At 72.0% G+C, this 16,149-nt stretch carries 14 protein-coding genes; 8 read left to right on the top strand and 6 right to left on the bottom strand.

Annotation, left to right across the window (positions count from 1 at the left end):
• Positions 1-17: 17 nt before the first annotated feature.
• The 5 genes from mftM to AMO33_RS09120 all read right to left on the bottom strand — a co-directional run bounded on the left by mftM (position 18) and on the right by AMO33_RS09120 (position 5,781).
• The gene (mftM, locus tag AMO33_RS09100) at positions 18-911 is read right to left on the bottom strand and encodes a mycofactocin oligosaccharide methyltransferase MftM (RefSeq protein ID WP_060591958.1); all 894 of its coding nucleotides are present in this window, start codon (positions 909-911) and stop codon (positions 18-20) included.
• Positions 908-2,413, bottom strand: a complete 1,506-nt coding sequence (locus tag AMO33_RS09105) for a VWA domain-containing protein (RefSeq protein WP_011208758.1) — start codon at positions 2,411-2,413, stop codon at positions 908-910. The genes mftM and AMO33_RS09105 overlap by 4 nt, the downstream gene beginning before the upstream one ends.
• A gap of 9 nt (positions 2,414-2,422) precedes the next feature.
• Entirely contained in the window at positions 2,423-3,514 is a 1,092-nt protein-coding gene (locus AMO33_RS09110) for an AAA family ATPase (RefSeq protein WP_011208757.1), read from the bottom strand.
• An 81-nt stretch (positions 3,515-3,595) separates the two neighbouring features.
• Positions 3,596-4,888, bottom strand: coding sequence for an NDMA-dependent methanol dehydrogenase (gene mdo / locus AMO33_RS09115; protein ID WP_011208756.1), 1,293 nt, complete (start codon positions 4,886-4,888; stop codon positions 3,596-3,598).
• Positions 4,889-5,115: 227 nt separating this feature from the next.
• The gene (locus tag AMO33_RS09120; RefSeq protein ID WP_041560891.1) at positions 5,116-5,781 is read right to left on the bottom strand and encodes a TetR/AcrR family transcriptional regulator; all 666 of its coding nucleotides are present in this window, start codon (positions 5,779-5,781) and stop codon (positions 5,116-5,118) included.
• A 204-nt stretch (positions 5,782-5,985) separates the two neighbouring features.
• Between AMO33_RS09120 and AMO33_RS09125 the strand changes: the two genes are divergently transcribed.
• From AMO33_RS09125 to AMO33_RS09160, 8 genes are all read left to right on the top strand, one after another.
• Positions 5,986-7,518 carry an amino acid permease gene (locus tag AMO33_RS09125; protein WP_060591960.1) on the top strand — a complete coding sequence of 511 codons (1,533 nt, stop codon included), beginning with the start codon at positions 5,986-5,988 and terminating at the stop codon, positions 7,516-7,518.
• Between the two features lie 70 nt (positions 7,519-7,588).
• Entirely contained in the window at positions 7,589-8,335 is a 747-nt protein-coding gene (locus tag AMO33_RS09130; RefSeq protein WP_060591962.1) for a DUF1989 domain-containing protein, read from the top strand.
• On the top strand, positions 8,332-8,949 hold the full coding sequence (locus tag AMO33_RS09135) for an urea amidolyase associated protein UAAP2 (RefSeq protein ID WP_011208752.1): 618 nt from the start codon (positions 8,332-8,334) through the stop codon (positions 8,947-8,949). The genes AMO33_RS09130 and AMO33_RS09135 overlap by 4 nt, the downstream gene beginning before the upstream one ends.
• A gap of 110 nt (positions 8,950-9,059) precedes the next feature.
• Positions 9,060-11,000: a 5-oxoprolinase/urea amidolyase family protein gene (locus tag AMO33_RS09140; RefSeq protein WP_060593393.1), complete on the top strand. Its 1,941-nt coding sequence runs from the start codon at positions 9,060-9,062 to the stop codon at positions 10,998-11,000.
• Positions 10,997-12,613, top strand: coding sequence for an allophanate hydrolase (atzF, locus tag AMO33_RS09145; RefSeq protein WP_060591964.1), 1,617 nt, complete (start codon positions 10,997-10,999; stop codon positions 12,611-12,613). The genes AMO33_RS09140 and atzF overlap by 4 nt, the downstream gene beginning before the upstream one ends.
• Positions 12,614-12,664: 51 nt before the next feature.
• A complete protein-coding gene (locus tag AMO33_RS09150) occupies positions 12,665-13,135 on the top strand; it encodes a GNAT family N-acetyltransferase (RefSeq protein WP_060591966.1) in 471 nt (156 codons plus the stop codon).
• Positions 13,136-13,209: 74 nt separating this feature from the next.
• Positions 13,210-13,596, top strand: a complete 387-nt coding sequence (locus tag AMO33_RS09155) for a DoxX family protein (RefSeq protein WP_060593394.1) — start codon at positions 13,210-13,212, stop codon at positions 13,594-13,596.
• Between the two features lie 33 nt (positions 13,597-13,629).
• Positions 13,630-14,526 carry an RNA polymerase sigma-70 factor gene (locus AMO33_RS09160; RefSeq protein ID WP_060591967.1) on the top strand — a complete coding sequence of 299 codons (897 nt, stop codon included), beginning with the start codon at positions 13,630-13,632 and terminating at the stop codon, positions 14,524-14,526.
• On the opposite strand, the gene AMO33_RS09165 is transcribed toward AMO33_RS09160, so the two are convergent.
• Entirely contained in the window at positions 14,513-16,126 is a 1,614-nt protein-coding gene (locus AMO33_RS09165) for a serine hydrolase (RefSeq protein ID WP_060593395.1), read from the bottom strand. The genes AMO33_RS09160 and AMO33_RS09165 overlap by 14 nt on opposite strands.
• Positions 16,127-16,149: the final 23 nt, after the last annotated feature.

Here is a 16,149-nt window from a genome sequence, read left to right on the forward strand (position 1 = left end):
GGGTGGGCGGTGGATTCTCACCGGGTGTCGAGGATCAGCCATCCGCCGTGGTATTCGGCGACGGTGAAGGGGAGACCGGTTTCGATGCCGAGGACCGACAGTTCGCCGGTGTCGAAGGTGCGGATGTGGCCGTAGGAGGGGTCGGGTTCGTCTTCGAAGGGCACCGCGACGATCACGCGTTGGGCGGCGAGCCGGACGGCTTCGGCGAGTACGGCGCGGCCGTGGGCGCGGTCGAGGTGTTCGAGCAGGTGCAGGACGGTGACCGTGTCGACGCACCGGTCGGGCAGGGGCACCGCTGCCGCGTCGCAGGACATGGTGCCGACGGCCGAACCGCGGGCCTGGGCGATGGTGCGCAGCAGGTTCATGCTGCCGGGGACGAGGTCGGTGGCCAGCACCCGATGCTGGCCCGCGTCGGCGAGCAGCAGGGGGAAGAACCCGAAGCACGAGCCCATGTCCAGCACGCGGCCCGGCGGCACCAGGCCGAGTGCGCGGCGGTAGACGGGCGCGATCTGCGCGATGTGGGTGGGCGGCGGGTTCGGGCTGTCCCAACACCGGCGGATCTGGGCGAGGGTGTTGTCGTAGAACAGTCTCCAGGCCGCGGCGGGGTCGTCGGCGCAGGTGCGCACGACCCCGACGAACACCCGCTCGAACATCTCCGGCGCGATCAGCTCCGCGTGGATCAGCTCGTCGACGATCATGCCGCCGAGGTTGTTGTCCAGCCGCTCCGGTGGCAGCCGGTGCACGATCTCCACCCGTCCCTCGGTCTCGCGCACGGTGAAGTGGGCGGTGCGCACGCCGGGCACCCACCAGCCCGCGCTCTGCTGGCTGCGGACCCGGACCGCACCGTCGTCGTAGCGGGTCCCGCCGGCCGGCGCGAGCGGGTTGAGCGGCCGCAGCGTCAGGCCGGTCATCGCCGCACCCCGGGAGCGGTGAATTCCTCGGCCACGGCGCCGAGTTCGCGCAGCCCGCGCACCACCTGCACGCGGTCGCACAGTTCGGCGTAGGCGGGCATGTCGCAGCCGCCCAGCCGCCAGGAGTACCGGGGTTCGGGGGTGAGCCAGATGGTTTCGCGGGCCCGGCGGGTGAGGTCGGCGAAGTCGGCCAGGCCGGGATCGTTGCCGTTGTTGCGGCCGTCGCCGAGGATCAGCAGGGTGGTGCGCCGGTTGACAGTGTGGGCGTGGTCGGCGACGAACTGCCGGAACACCGCACCGTAGTCGGAGTTGGCGTCGAGATCGATCAGGTCTCCGCCGAACAGCAGCCCGAGGGCCGATTCGGCGTGCTGTTCGGCGAACAGCGCGGTGGTCTCCACCACGTCGGCGACGAACGCGAACGACTGCACGCGCGCGAACATGTCCTGCAACGAGTGCACCAGGGTGAGCATGAAATGCGCGGTGGCGCGGACCGACAGGCTCACATCGGCGAGCACCACCACGCGCGGGCGGTCCTCGGCCGAGCGCACCGTCACCGGGGTGAACGGCACGCCGTCGAAGCGCATGCTGCGGCGCATGGTGCGCGCGGCGTCGACACGGCCCGCGGGGGCGACGGTGCGCCGGTGGGTGCGCGCGCCGTGCAGGGAGCGGGCCAGCCGCCGCAGGGTCGCCTCGAGTTCGGCGCGTTCGGCACTGCCGATGTCCTCGACCGGCGCCCGGCGGCGGGCCTGTTGTCCGCTCCGACGTTCCAGCGCCAGCAGTGCCTGCGCGTGCCTGCGCACCGCCTCGGACAGGTCACCGACCACGGTGGCGGCCTGGATCTGCGCGTCGACGTCGTCCTCGGGCGGACCCAGCCAGCGCAGCAGCGCCTCCTGCTCGTCCAGGGTGAGCCCGGCGTCGACGCCGGCCGCGCCCGGCCCGGCCAGTTGCCCGGGGGCGCCGCCGGAACGCAGGCGTTGCGCGTCGAGCTGGATGCGGTAGCCGTCGCTGCCGACGACCTGGTTGCCCTGGGAGAAGGCGATCTCCTCGGTGGGCGCGGACAGGTCGATCATGCCCTCGTCCTCGGTGAGGTTGAACCGCGACGCGAGGTTGTCGGTGTCGAACAGATGCCGCACGTCCTCCGGACGCGCGCCTTGGCTGCCCGCGGTCTGCGACGGCAACCCCGAGAGGGTGAGCTCCTCCCAGTCGCCGGCGTAGGAACCGAGGTCGTCGGGGATGTCCGCCTCGCCGTCGACACCGGTCCGCTGCTGCTCGGCGCTGCCGATGCGGACCAGTCCGAAGAAGGCGTCGAACAATTCGCCGAACACCTCGGCGTCGCGCTGGTCCTTCACCAGCGCGGCCCGCAGTGCCCAGCGCAACCGGCCGCGATCGGTGAGCACACCGGGCTGGCCCGCGCACCGGATCGCGTCGATCGTCTCCGGCACCGACACGCGCACGCCGCGCGCACGCAGCAGGTGCACGAACCACTGCAGGGTCGCCTCCACGACTGCCCCCTACACGCCGCGCCTGCGCGCGAACGATCGCGCGCCCTGGCTGGAGGTCACGGTGGCGCGGGTGAGGGTCGCGGTGTGCGCGCCGTAGTAGCCGTCGTCGAATCGGCCCGCGTCGTCCTTGGCGGCCCGCACCGCGCGGCCGTCGTCCTCGGGCGCCGCCGCGGGCCGGGTGGGCGCGGTGCCGTCGAGCAGGCGCGGCAGTTCCTCGAGCGCGGTCCGCAGATCCTTGTCGTATTTGACGACCACCGACATGGTGTCGGAGAGCACCTGCCGCGACAGCGCCCGCACCTGCAGCACCGCCAGTGTGCGGGCCCAGTCCACGGTCTCGGAGATGCTCGGCGCCTTGCGCAGGTCGAGGCCGCGCAGCCCGCGCACGATCTCCACCAGTTCCGCGGCGAGGGAGTCGTCGAGTCCGGTGTTCTTGGACCGGATGATCTCGAGTTCGCGCTCGGCGTCGGGATAGTCGGCGAACAGGTGCAGGCAGCGCCGCTTGAGCGCGGCGGAGAGGTCGCGGGTGTTGTTGGAGGTCAGGATCACCAGCGGGGCCTGCCGGGCGGTGAAGGTGCCCACCTCGGGCACCGAGATCTGGTACTCGCCAAGGATTTCCAGCAGCACCGCCTCCAATGCCTCGTCGGCGCGGTCGATCTCGTCGATCAGCAGCACGACCGGTTCGGTGGAGCGGATCGCCTCGAGCAGCGGACGCGGGCTCAGGAACCGCTCGGAGTAGAAGACGCTGTCGTGCGCGCCGATGCGGTCCACGGCTTCGCCGAGATCGGCGGTGTCGGCGACGAATTGGCCGATCTTCTCGCGCAGGATCTGGGTGTAGAGCAGCTGCCTGCCGTAGTCCCATTCGTAGAGCGCGCGGGTCTCGTCCTGGCCTTCGTAGCATTGCAGGCGCAACAGCTTGCGTCCGGTGGCCGCGGCCAGCGCTTTGGCCAGTTCGGTCTTGCCGACACCGGCGGGGCCCTCGATCAGCAGCGGCTTCTCCAGCCGCGTCATGAGGAAGACGGTGGTGGCGAGGCGTTCGTCGGGCAGGTAGCCCACGGCGGCCAGTGCGCTGTGCACGTCCTCCGTGCTGGCGAAGTGGTTCATCGGCGGTCCTTCCTGGCACGAGGGAAGCCCGGCTGTGGGACGAGCGGGGCGCACTCGTCCCACAGCCGGGGTCGGGATGGGTCAGCTGAGCAGGTCGTCCAGGCTGCCGTGCATGCAGTGCTCGACGACCGGGCGCACGGTCTCGAAGGTGCATTCCTTCGGGTTGCCCGGGGTGCAGGCGTCACCGAGGACGTGCCGGGTGATCCGGTCGATGTCCTCGTCGTTGCCCTTGATCACCGAGGCGTTCTCGTAGTACTTGGTCGGGCCCTGGCCCAGCCGGTTCTTCGAGTAGGTGTCCTTGGTGATGTCGGTGAACTTCTCCGGGATGCCCACGTCGCGCAGCAGCCGCACGGCCGCGCCCAGTGCCGCGTCGGCGGCCTGCACGTCGGTCATGCCGTAGGTGTCCACGCCCATCGCGCCCGCGATCTCGGCGAACTTCTTGTACGCCACCGGCATGTTGAACGCCCACACGCGCGGCAGCGCGATCGCGTTGTTCAGGCCGTGGTGGGTGTCGTAGAACGCCGACACCGCGTGCGAGATGGAGTGGATGATGCCGAGGCCGCCGGAGTTGAACGCCTGCGCCGCGATGTACTGGGCGTACATCATGCCCTCGCGGCCGGACAGCTCGGTCGGGTTCCAGGTGGCGGTGCGCAGGTTCTCCGCGACCAGCTTGATCGCGTAGAGCGCGTTGCCGATCGACGGGGTGAAGTTCAGCCGCGAGACGAACGGCTCCGAACCGTGCGCGAGCACGTCGAAACCGCACTGCGCGGTGTAGTCGGTCGGGCAGTCGAAGTACAGCACCGGGTCGTCGATGGCCAGGGTGGCGACCGAGGCGTCGTCGAAGGCGACGTACTTGTGCGGGTTGTCGGGATCGGTGGTGGTGTCGGTGATGACGTAGGCCCAGGAGGTCTCCGAGCCGGTGCCCGCGGTGGTCGAGACCGCGATGTGCGGCGGGTTCTTCGGGTTCTCCGACTTGTTGAAGCCCTCGAACTCGTTGATGTTGCGCCCGTCGTGGGCGATCGAGATGCGCGCGCCCTTACAGGCGTCGTGCGAGGAGCCGCCGCCGATGGACACGAAGCTGTCGCAGCCGTGCTGCTGGTACAGCGCGACCGCGTCCATCACGTTGTAGTCCTTGGGGTTCGACTCGACCTTGTCGTAGAGCACGACCTCGAGCCCGTGGTACTCGAGCGAGCCGACGATCTTGGGCACGATGTCGGTGCCGCGCAGGCCGCTGGTCATCACCAGTACCTTCTTGAAGCCGAGCTTCAGCGCCTCCGGCCCGATGATCTCGTGCGAGCCGGGGCCCAGCAGCGCCCGCGGGAAGGGGTGGAACTCCTTGATGGGGAATGGCTTGAGCAGCTCGTCTACCTGCATCGTGCGGTCCTTTCGCCTGATGATCGCGTTCCGGTGATCCGGTGCCAGCGACCGTATGGCGCCCGTCACAGGGGCCGGAAGCGATTCGGGCCGAAACTGCTCGGATGAAACGCGCAGGGTGTACCGATCGGCGGGACGCGCACTGACCGTTCGGACAGGTGTCGCGGACTACGACGGTTGCGCGCCGCCGCGGAGACGCGCACCGCACGGGCGGGGCGGGGACGGTCTCAACCGTCGAGGCGGTCCAGCAGATCGTCGGCGGCCGCGCGTACCGCGCCGAGGGCGTCGTGGTGGCCGAGCAGGTGCAGGATCGCCTCGGGGATCAGTCGTTCGGCGTAGTCCGGCGCGGTCCCTTCGTCGGAGCGCATGTTGATCACGCTCTCCACCATCCGGAACGGCAGCAGTTCGGCGCCCTCGGCGTGGGCGGCCCGGGCGGCGGCCAGCACCTCGGCGGCGAACCGTTCGTAGTGGCCGCGCAGGTCGTCACGCTGGCGACGGAAGGCGGCGAAGCGCGCCGAGCGCAGCTCGGGCAACAGGTACAGGGCGCCGAGATTCCACCGCGCCGAACACAATTGGCGCACGTCGAACCGGGCCAGCGCGTACAGCCGCACCGCGGGGGCGACAGGTTCGGCCCGCAGCCGTTCGGCCAGGGCGAGCGGGCCGCTGACCGTCTCGGCGAGCAGCGCCTCGAGGATGTCGTCCTTGGCGGCGAAGTGGTGGTACAGGGAGGCCTGGCGGATGCCGACGGCGTCGGCGACCGCGCGGGTGGAGGTGCTGGCGTAGCCCTGGGTGGTGAACAGTTCGGCGGCGGCGTCGAGGATCTCCGCGCGTGGGGTGCGGCCCTGGCGGCGCCGCGGCGCGAGACGCGGACGACCGGGTCCGAGGGAGGTCACCTCCCCATTCTGGCGCATCGCCGGCGAGGGCGGCGACGACGGCCCGCGGCGCGTCCGCAATACCTGTCATATGACAGAAACATCGGAAATCCAGAAGTTACCGGGGGCAACGAGACGGAGACGTCGCCGTCACCGGCGATGTCATCGGGGTCGCAAAACTATCAACCGACAGATATTGGCCGCGACGCCGAAGGAAGCCCGCCCATGGCCACCACTCTCACACCCCCGTCGGACACCACCGACAGCACCGACAGCACCGACCTGCAACGGTTCGGTTATCAGCCCGTCCTGCACCGCAAGCTCGGCCGATACGCCTCCTTCGCGGCCGGGTTCTCGTTCGTCTCCATCCTCACCACGATCTTCCAGTTCTTCGGTTTCGGCTACGGATTCGGCGGCGCGGCCTTCTTCTGGACCTGGCCCGTCGTGTTCGCCGGGCAGCTGCTGGTGGCCTTGAACTTCGCGGAACTGGCTGCCCGGTATCCGATTTCGGGCTGCATCTACCAGTGGTCGCGGCGCCTGGCCGGGGAGACGATCGGCTGGTTCGCGGGCTGGATGATGATCATCGCCCAGATCGTCACCGCGGCCGCCGCCGCCATCGCACTACAGGTGGTGCTGCCCTCGATCTGGAGCGGGTTCCAGATCATCGGCGAGGACGCCGCGCTCACCTCGCCGTCGGGCGCGATGAACGCCGTGCTGCTGGGCAGTGTGCTGCTGATCGTCACCACCCTGGTCAACGTCGTCGGCATCGAGTGGATGTCGCGCCTGAACACCATCGGGGTGACGATCGAGATCGTCGGGGTGCTCGCCGTCATCGGCGTGTTCTTCACCCACGTCGAGCGCGGCCCCGGCGTGGTGCTCGACACCACCGCCGCCGCGCCCGGCCCGTACTGGGCGGCGTTCCTGGTGTCCGGTCTGATGGCCGCCTATGTGATGGTCGGATTCGATTCCGCGGGTGAGCTTTCCGAGGAGACCAAGAACCCGCGCCGGGTCGCGCCGCGCACGATTCTGACGGCGCTGAGCGTGTCCGCGCTCGGCGGCGGGCTGATGCTGCTGGGGGCGCTGATGGCCGCGCCGAGCCTGACCGACGGCATGCTGGCCGCCGACGGACTGGCCTACGTGATCTCCGCCAAGCTCGACAGCCCCGCGGGCGCCCTGCTGCTCGGCTGCGTGGCCGTGGCGATCCTGGTGTGCACGTTGGCGATTCAGACCGCGGGCTCACGGCTGATGTTCTCGATGGCCCGCGACGGCAAACTGCCGTTCGCCGCGCAGCTGGCGGCGGTGCATCCGCGCTTCGGCACACCGGTGCTGCCCGCGGTGGTGATCGGCGTCCTCGGGATCACGCTGCTGCTGGTGAATCTCGGCAACGCGGCGATCTTCTCGACGCTGGCCAGCGTCTGCATCGTCACGCTGTATGTCGCCTACCTGCTGGTGACCGTCCCGCTGCTGGTGCGGCGCCTGCGTGGCTGGCCGGCGGACGAGACCGCGCCGGCGGGGCTGTTCCGGCTGGGCCGCTTCGGCATTCCGGTCAACCTGCTCGCGGTGGTGTGGGGGCTGGCGATGGTGGTGAACCTGGCCTGGCCGCGACCGGAGGTCTACACCCCCGAGGGCGGCGGCTGGTGGATGCTCTGGTCCGCGCCGCTGTTCCTGGCCGCGACCGTGGGCGTCGGCATCGCCGTGCAGCGCCTGGTGACCATGAGCGCCGGACGCCGCGCCGTGCCCGCCGTCGCCCCCGCCTGACCCCGCCCATCCGACCCGTCGAGTCGGGCTCGCCGAGTCGGGCTCGTCGAGTCGAGAAGAAGGACTTTCGATGACCGCATCCACCACGCTGGCCAGGGCGCACGCCCGTGCCCAGGAGGCCGCCGCCACCGTCGCCACCCCGGACCTGCCCGCCGACGTGCCCGCCGAGGCGATCACCTTCGCGCGGCGGATTCCGCCGGGTGGCTACGCGAACGTCGTGCTCGGCCGGGGCACCCGGGTGCGCCTGGCCGATCCCGCCGGCAACGCGTGCGCGCACCTGTTGCTGCTGCGGGCCGAGGCGCCGTGGGAGCGGCTGAACGTCGCCGACACGGTGAAGGTGCCCTGGCAGGCCTACCTGGGCCAGGGCCACCCGCTGCTGTCGGACCAGGGCCGCCTGCTCGCCACCGTGCTCGCCGACGGGTCCGGCCACCACGACGCGCTGTGCGGGCCGGGCCCCGCGGCACGGGCGGGGCTGCGGCTGGCGGCGGCCAAGCACGGACTCGGCCCCCGCGACGTCGGCCCGAGCCTGTCGTTCTTCCGCGGCGTGCGGGTCGCGGCCGACGGCGCGCTGACGCCCACCGGCGGCGCAGGCGCGGGCGCGGCGGTGGACCTGCTGATCCATCTGCCGGTCACGCTGCTGGTCGTCGATGCCGAGCATCCGCTCGACCCGGCCCCCGTCACCGATCTCGACGTCGTCGCCTGGGCCGCACCCGAACTGCTCGCCGAAAACCACAGCGACGAACCGGAATACCGCCGCGCCCGCCACAACACCGAGGAGGCGTGGCGGGCCGCCCGTTCGAAGGAGAACCAGCGATGAGCACCCGCGCGCGCACCGTCGTGCTGGACGAGACCGTGCCCGCCCGCGCCCCCTGGTCGGCGGTGGTGGCGGCGGGCGATCAGCTCGAGATCATCGATCTGCACGGCAACCAGGCCGTGGACTGCCTGCTCTACGCCGCCGCCGACCACAGCGACCGCTACAGCGCCCAGGCCACCGTCGCCGCGCAGCGCAACATCTTCCTGACCACCGGCAGCGTGCTGCGCACCGACAACGGCACCGCGCTGATGACCGTCGTCGCCGACGACGTGGGCAACCACGACACCGTCGCGGGCGCCTGCTCCCAGGAATCCAACACCCTGCGCTACGGCCACCACACCCGCGACCAGCACGCCTGCGTGGAGAACTTCCTCACCGCGGCGATGGCGTGGGGGCTGGGCAAGCGCGATCTGGTGTCGAACATCAACTGGTTCATGAACGTGCCGGTGGAGCCCGACGGCACGCTCGGCATCGTCGACGGCCGATCGGCGCCGGGCAAGAAGGTCGTGCTGCGCGCCGAGATCGACACCCTCGTGCTGGTGTCCAACTGCCCGCAGATCAACAACCCCTGCAACGGCTTCGACCCGACGCCGGTGCGGATGGTCGTCACGCGCTGACCGCGCACCGCTCGAACGGAGGTACCCCGATGAACCCTGGCACCGTCCTCGCTCCGGCCCCGGCCGTCCATCCCGCTCCCACCCCGCGGTGCGAGGTGGTGCGCCCCGGCATGCTGACCACCGTGCAGGACTGGCCCGGCCGGGTCGGCTACTGGCATGTCGGGGTGCCGCCCTCGGGTCCGATGGACGACCTGTCGTTCCGGCTCGGCAACCGGGCGCTCGGCAACGCCGAGGGGGCCGCCGGCCTGGAGTGCACACTCGCCGGGCCCGCACTGCGGTTCCCGGTGGCGACCCGGGTCTGCGTCACCGGCGCACCCGCCGACGTGCGCGTCGACGGGGTGCCGGTGCCGCAGTGGCGGCCGGTGGTGGTGCCCGCGGGCGGCGTGCTCGACGTGGGCGCGGTGCGCGGGCCGGGCATGCGGTGCTACGTGCTCGTCGCGGGTGGGTTCGCGGTGCGGCCGTATCTGGGCAGCGCGGCCACGTTCACACTCGGCGGATTCGGGGGCGGCACCGGCGCGGCCGTGCGAGCCGGTGACCTGCTGGATCTGACTCCCGACCACGGCCGCCCTGGCACCGCCGTCCCGACCGAGGCACGGCCGGCGTTCACCCGCCGGTGGGAGCTGGCGGTCACCGAGGGGCCACACGGTGCGCCGGAGTTCTTCACCCGCGCCGACATCGACACGATCCTGAGCACCGACTACGAGGTGCACTTCAACTCCGACCGCACCGGCGTGCGGTTGATCGGACCCAGACCGCGCTGGGCCCGCGCCGACGGCGGCGAGGCGGGCCTGCACCCGTCGAACATCCACGACACCGCGTATTCGATCGGCGCGCTGGACTTCACCGGCGACACCCCGATCCTGCTCGGGCCGGACGGGCCGAGCCTGGGCGGCTTCGTCTGCCCGGTCACCGTGGTCGCCGCCGAGCGCTGGAAGCTCGGCCAGCTGTGCCCCGGCGACCTGGTCCGGTTCGTCCCGGTGCGGGCGGAGCGGGCCGCCGCCCTGCGCGAGCTGGGTCCGGCCCGGCGGGCGGCCTGGCCGGTGGTGCTCTCCGACGGCGGCGACGGCGACGACGGGGTGCTGGGCAGGGCCGACGGCGACGAGCACACCCGCGTCACCTACCGCCGCGCGGGCGACGACGGCGTGCTCGTCGAGTACGGCGAGATGACCCTCGATCTGGGCCTGCGGGCCCGCGTGCACGCCCTGCACCAGCATCTGCTCGCGCGCGCCGAACCCGGCATCACCGAACTCACCCCGGGGGTGCGGTCGCTGCAGGTGCGTACCGACCCGGACCGGCTGCCGACCCCGAAACTGCTGGACCTGCTGACCGAGGCGGAGGCCGCCCTGCCCGCCGCCGACGACCTGGTGGTGCCCAGCCGCACCGTGCACCTGCCGTTGTCCTGGGACGACCCGGCGACCCGTGAGGCCATCACCCGCTACATGCACGGCGTGCGCGCGGACGCGCCGTGGTGCCCGTGGAACATCGAGTTCATCCGCCGGATGAACGGTTTGTCCTCGGTGCGCGAGGTGTTCGACACCGTGTTCGCCGCCGAATATCTCGTGCTCGGGCTGGGCGATGTGTATCTGGGCGCGCCGGTGGCGACGCCGACCGATCCGCGGCACCGGCTGGTCACCACCAAATACAACCCGGCCCGCACCTGGACGCCGCAGAACGCGGTCGGTATCGGCGGCGCCTACCTGTGCATCTACGGCATGGAGGGGCCCGGTGGCTACCAGTTCGTCGGCCGCACCACCCAGGTCTGGAACCACCGCGGCACCGACGGGGCGGACCCGTGGCTGTTGCGCTGGTTCGACCGGATCCGCTGGTATCCGGTGTCGGCGGAGGAACTGCTCGACCTGCGCGCCGACGTCGCCGCCGGGCGCGGGCGGCTGCACGCCGAGGACGGCGAGTTCCGGCTGGCCGACTACCGGCGGTTCCTCGCCGAGAACGCCGAGTCCATCGCGGAGTTCCGTGCGAACCAAGCGAAAGCCTTTGCCGCCGAGCGCCGTTCGTGGCACTCGTCGGGTGAGTTGACGGGAGACCAGCAGTGACCGTGTGGATCCACCGCCGCGCCGACGCCGAGGTGGCGGCCGAGCGCGCCGCCGCGACCGGACCGCTGGCCGGGTTGCGGCTGGCGGTCAAGGACAATGTGGACGTGGCGGGGCTGCCGACCACCGCCGGGTGCCCGGCCTACGCCTACCTGCCCGACACCGACGCCCCCGCCGTCGCCGCTCTGCGCGCGGCGGGCGCCGTGGTGGTCGGCAAGACCAACCTGGACCAGTTCGCGACCGGGCTGGTCGGCACCCGGTCGCCCTACGGCGCGGTACCGGACGCGCGCCGTCCCGAATTCGTCTCCGGCGGTTCGAGTTCCGGCTCGGCGGTGGCCGTGGCGCGCGGGGAGGCCGATCTCGCGATCGGTACCGACACCGCCGGTTCGGGCCGGGTGCCCGCCGCGTTCCAAGGGCTGGTCGGCATCAAACCGACCGTCGGCGTGGTGCGCACCGACGGAGTGGTCCCGGCGTGCCGGTCCTACGACTGCGTCACGATCTTCGCCGCCGATCCGGCGACGGCCGACCGCGCGATGGGGGTACTGGCGGCCGGGGCCGCGGGGCGGCCGTGGCCGGCCGATGCGCGGCTGGCCGCGCCGCCGAACCCGGTCGTGGCGGTATTCGACACGTTGCCCGAACTCGACGAGGTCTGGCGGGCGGCGTTCGCGCGGACCGTCGACGCGTTGCGCGGGCGGGGCGTGACCGTCGTGCCGATCGACCCCGCCCCGTTCCTGGCCGCCGCGCGGCTGCTCTACGACGGCGCACTCGTCGCCGAACGTTATTCGGCGGTGGGCGAATTCGTCGATGCCCACCCCGGGGAGGTCGACCCGACGGTCGGCGCCATCATCGGCGCCGCCCGCACCCATCCGGCCCACCGCCTGGTCTCCGATCTGGCGGAGCTGGACCGGCTGCGCGACCTGGCGATGGCGAGCCTGGCCGGGGCCGACGCCCTGCTGGCCCCGACCGCGCCGGGCCAGCCGACCCTGGCCGAGGTCGCCGCGGACCCGATCGGCGTGAACGCCCGACTCGGCACCTACACCAATTTCGCCAACCTGCTCGATCTGTGCGCGGTGGCCGTCCCCGCGGGCACCGCCGGCGCGGCGCAGTTCGGCGTCACCGTCTTCGCCCGCGCCTTCGAGGACGCGGTGGCGCTCGACATCGCCGCGCTGATCCGGCCGGACGCCGCGCTCGCGCCCGTCAGCTGGCCCGCCCGGGTCGCGCCGACGCAGGAGCTGATCGTCTTCGGCGCCCACCTGCGCGACCAGCCCCTCGCCTCGCAGCTCACCGACCTCGGCGCGCGCTGGGCGGGCGAGGTGCGCACCGCCCCGCGCTACCGCTTGGCCGCGCTGAAGACGACCCCGCCGAAACCCGCGCTGACCCGGGTCGGCGAGGCCGAGACCGGGGTCGCGATCGCCGGGGAACGCTGGCTGCTCTCCCCCGCCGCGCTCGGTCGCTTCCTGGCCGCCCTGCCCGCCCCCATGCACCTGGGCGCGGTGGAACTCGCCGACGGCAGCTGGGCCACCGGCTTCGGCTGCGAAGGCGCCGCCGCGGCCGCGGCCACCGACATCAGCGCGTACGGCGGATGGCGGGCGGCACTGGCGGCGAACGCGGTCTGAGCGCCCGGAAAATGCGTTGAACGCGGCGGCCGCACCGGATACCAAGATCGCGTGAACGAATCGAGCGACGGCACCGCCGCGGTGCACCTGCGCAGGATCACCGCCGACAACGTCTACCGGGTATGCACACTCAGCGACACCCTGTCGGCCGACCAGCGCGGCATGGTGGCCGACAACGGGATCTCCCTCGCGGAGGCGCACTTCGCGGACGCGGCCTGGTACCGCGCCGTCTACCTGGGCGAGGAGCCGATCGGCTTCCTGCTGCTCGACCTCGGCATGGACCCCGACGAGCCCGGCGTCTCGCTGTGGCGGTTCATGATCGCCGGGCCGCACCAGGGCAGAGGCTACGGCCGCCGGGTCCTCGAGACGGTGGTCGAGCACCTGCGCGCCCGCGGCACCACCAGCCTCTACACCAGCTACGGGCAGGGCCCCGGCAGTCCCGAGGGCTTCTACCGTTCCCTCGGCTTCGAGCCCACCGGAGAGCTGGTCGAGGACGAAATCGAGGCCGTGCTGCGCTGGTGATTCGGCGGCGGTGTCACACGGCGGGCGTGGCCGGTGTCTGGATGGGCGAACATCCGTCACCCAAGGAGTACTCGATGAACCTCGCCCTGTGGATCGCCGCCGGACTGCTCGCCTTCGTCGCGCTCGGCGGCGGTGTCGGCAAGACGTTCTTCCCGGTCGAGAAGCTGGCCGCCGCGCCGGGCGGCGGCTGGACCGCGGCCGTGCGTCCCGGCTTCGTCAGGACGCTCGGCGGTGTGGAGCTGCTGGCGGCGGCCGGCCTGATCCTGCCGCCGCTGCTCGGCATCGCCCCGGCGCTGGTGCCGGTCACCGCCGCCTGCTGGGTGGTGCTGATGATCGGTGCGATCATCACCCATGTCCGGCACGACGGGTGGGGCGTGTTCGTCGCCCTGAACGTGACCTACCTCGTCCTGGCGGCGTTCATCGCCTGGGGCCGGTTCGGGCCGCAGCCCTTCGCGGCCTGAGCACCCCGCCGGACAGGAAGGAGACCCACCGTCATGAGCACCGCCGACGCCGCGACCGACGCCTTCGTCGCACACCGCAACCTGCTCTTCACCGTCGCCTACGAGATGCTCGGTTCGGCCGCCGATGCCGAGGACGTGCTCCAGGAGACGTGGTTGCGCTGGCGCACGGTCGATCGTGACCAGGTGCGCGACGACCGCGCCTACCTGGTGCGGATCACCGCCCGCCAGTCGCTCAACCGGCTGCGCACCCTGCAACGACGCAAGGAGTCCTACGTCGGTCCGTGGCTGCCCGAGCCGCTGCTCACCACGCCCGACATCGCCGAGGACGCCGAACTCGCCGAGAGCCTGTCGATGGCGATGATGCTGGTGCTGGAGACGCTGGCGCCGACCGAACGGGCGGTGTTCGTGCTGCGCGAGGTCTTCGACTTCGGCTACGACGAGATCGCCGCCGCCGTCGGCAGGGTGCCGACGGCGGTGCGCCAGATCGCGCACCGGGCGCGCAAGCACGTCGAGGCCCGTCGCCCGCGGGAGGCGGTGTCGGCGAGCCGGACGCGGGAGGTGCTCGAACAGTTCCAGCGGGCGATCGAGACCAGGGACCTGAGCGGCCTGCTCGAACTGCTGGCCCCCGAGGTCGTGCTCGTCGGCGACGGCGGTGGCGTCAAGCAGGCGGTGCTGCGGCCGATTCTCGGCGCGCGCAAGGTCGCCACCCTCTTCCTCGGCGGACTGCGCAAGGTACCGGGGGCGCTGACCCTCGGTCTCACCCACGTCAACGGAAGCCCGGCGCTGGTGGTGTACCTCGACGGCGAGCTCGACGGGGTGATGGCCGTCGACCACGACGGCGCGCACATCACCGGTATGTACTACGTCCGCAATCCGCACAAGCTGACCCATCTCGGCGCGGAGACGCCGCTGACGGTCAGCCGCGGGTGAAGGTGCCCATGCCGTCCTGGTCGTAGTACTCGAGGGTCAACCGGTCGCCGTCGAACCGGGCCTGCGACACCGTGCCCGGGTCGGCGCCCTCGCCGGACGGGGTGAAGGCGAAGGTGTCGCCGTCCCAGTGCCGCAGCGGCACGACGGTGCCGGCCGGGCCGAGGGTGACGGTCAGCTCGTCGCCGCGGACGGCGACGGTGGCGGGGCCGTAGTAGGCGTTGGCGTAGGTGCCCGCGTAGTCGGTCAGGGGACGGGCGGGTGCGGGCGCCTGCGGCGGCTCTTTGCCGACCAGGTCGCCCTTCGGGGCGTCGAGTTGATCGAAGGCTTCGGTGTAGAGTCCGCGCCAGTCCTCACGCACCTCGCCGAACTGCACCAGGTCGGCGAACTCGGCGTTGAGCGTCTCCGGGACACCGCGCGGCGCGGCGTTGGTGAGCGTCACGATGCCGACACCGGCCGAGGGGATCATCGTGAACGCGGTGCCGGCGCCGAGATTGAACGCACCGGAATGGCTGAGCACCACCCGGCCCGCCGGGGAGGTGCCGACGTTGAAGCCGAAGCCGTAGAACCCCGCCCTGGCGTCGGGGTTCGCGGGCGGCGCGGACATCATCTGCGGGGAGACCGCGGGCAGCAGCGCCGCGGGCGGCACGATCTCGCGACCCTCGACGCTGCCGTCGCCCAGCATCATGGTCAGCCACCGCGTCATGTCGCGGGCCGACGAGCTGACCCCGCCCGCGGGCGACTGCGCGTCCGGTCGGCGCGGTGGATCGGCGGGCCGGTAGGCGCCGTCGACGAGAACGTGGCCGACCGCCCGGTCGCCGCGGGCGACGAAATCGGCGTAGCGCGAACTGGTCGCCGTCATCCCGAGCGGTTCGTAGATCTCGCGCTGCGACAGCGTCTCCCAGTCGGTGCCTGCCGCCTGCGCGACCGCGGACGCCGCCGCTGTCAGGCCGAAGTTGGTGTAGGCGTAGGAATCGCGGAACGGCGCCAGCGGCAGCTGCCGCAGCCGCGCCAGGATCGCCGCGCGGTCGTAGCCGAGATCCTCCAGCAGATCACCGGCGTGGTCGGGCAGCCCCGAGCGATGCGCGTACAGATCCCCCACCGTGACGTGGTCGCCGACGTAGGGGTCGGCGAGGGTGAACTCCGGCGACAGTCGCCGCACCGGCGTGTCCCACGCCACCCGGCCCGCGGCCACCTCCCGCGCCACCACCGTCGCGCCGATCGGCTTGGACAGCGAGGCCAGCTGGAACACCGTGTCCGGGCCGACCGGCTCCCCGGTCGTGACGTCCCGGACGCCGAACCCCTTGCTGTAGACCACTTTTCCGTCGTGCACGACGGCCACCGCCATGCCGGGGATCTTCGTGGCGTCCATGAGTTCGCCCGCGATGCGGTCGAGCTCGCCGACCGCCCGGTCCACCTGGCCGTCCGGGATCGCCACCCCCGCGACCTCGTTCGGCGGTAGTTCTCCCGCCGCGGCCGGAGATCGCGGTGCCGAGCTGGTCGTCGCCGCGTCGCCGCCGGAGTCGTCGGCGCAGGCTCCGACGACGAGCCCCAGCGCCAGCAGCCCCACGGCCACGCGTCGACGACCCGGCACGGCCCTCACCTCCTCGGACGAGTTGCACGGCA

This window comes from Nocardia farcinica, from assembly GCF_001182745.1.
Lineage (GTDB): Bacteria > Actinomycetota > Actinomycetes > Mycobacteriales > Mycobacteriaceae > Nocardia > Nocardia farcinica.

Bases quoted from the DNA above. Each gene is read 5' to 3' on its own strand.
- mftM (WP_060591958.1), bottom strand. From the start codon at position 911: ATGACCGGCCTGACGCTGCGGCCGCTCAACCCGCTCGCGCCGGCCGGC.
- AMO33_RS09110 (WP_011208757.1), bottom strand. From the start codon at position 3,514: ATGAACCACTTCGCCAGCACGGAGGACGTGCACAGCGCACTGGCCGCC.
- mdo (WP_011208756.1), bottom strand. From the start codon at position 4,888: ATGCAGGTAGACGAGCTGCTCAAGCCATTCCCCATCAAGGAGTTCCAC.
- AMO33_RS09125 (WP_060591960.1), top strand. From the start codon at position 5,986: ATGGCCACCACTCTCACACCCCCGTCGGACACCACCGACAGCACCGAC.
- AMO33_RS09130 (WP_060591962.1), top strand. From the start codon at position 7,589: ATGACCGCATCCACCACGCTGGCCAGGGCGCACGCCCGTGCCCAGGAG.
- AMO33_RS09135 (WP_011208752.1), top strand. From the start codon at position 8,332: ATGAGCACCCGCGCGCGCACCGTCGTGCTGGACGAGACCGTGCCCGCC.
- AMO33_RS09140 (WP_060593393.1), top strand. From the start codon at position 9,060: ATGCTGACCACCGTGCAGGACTGGCCCGGCCGGGTCGGCTACTGGCAT.
- AMO33_RS09155 (WP_060593394.1), top strand. From the start codon at position 13,210: ATGAACCTCGCCCTGTGGATCGCCGCCGGACTGCTCGCCTTCGTCGCG.
- AMO33_RS09160 (WP_060591967.1), top strand. From the start codon at position 13,630: ATGAGCACCGCCGACGCCGCGACCGACGCCTTCGTCGCACACCGCAAC.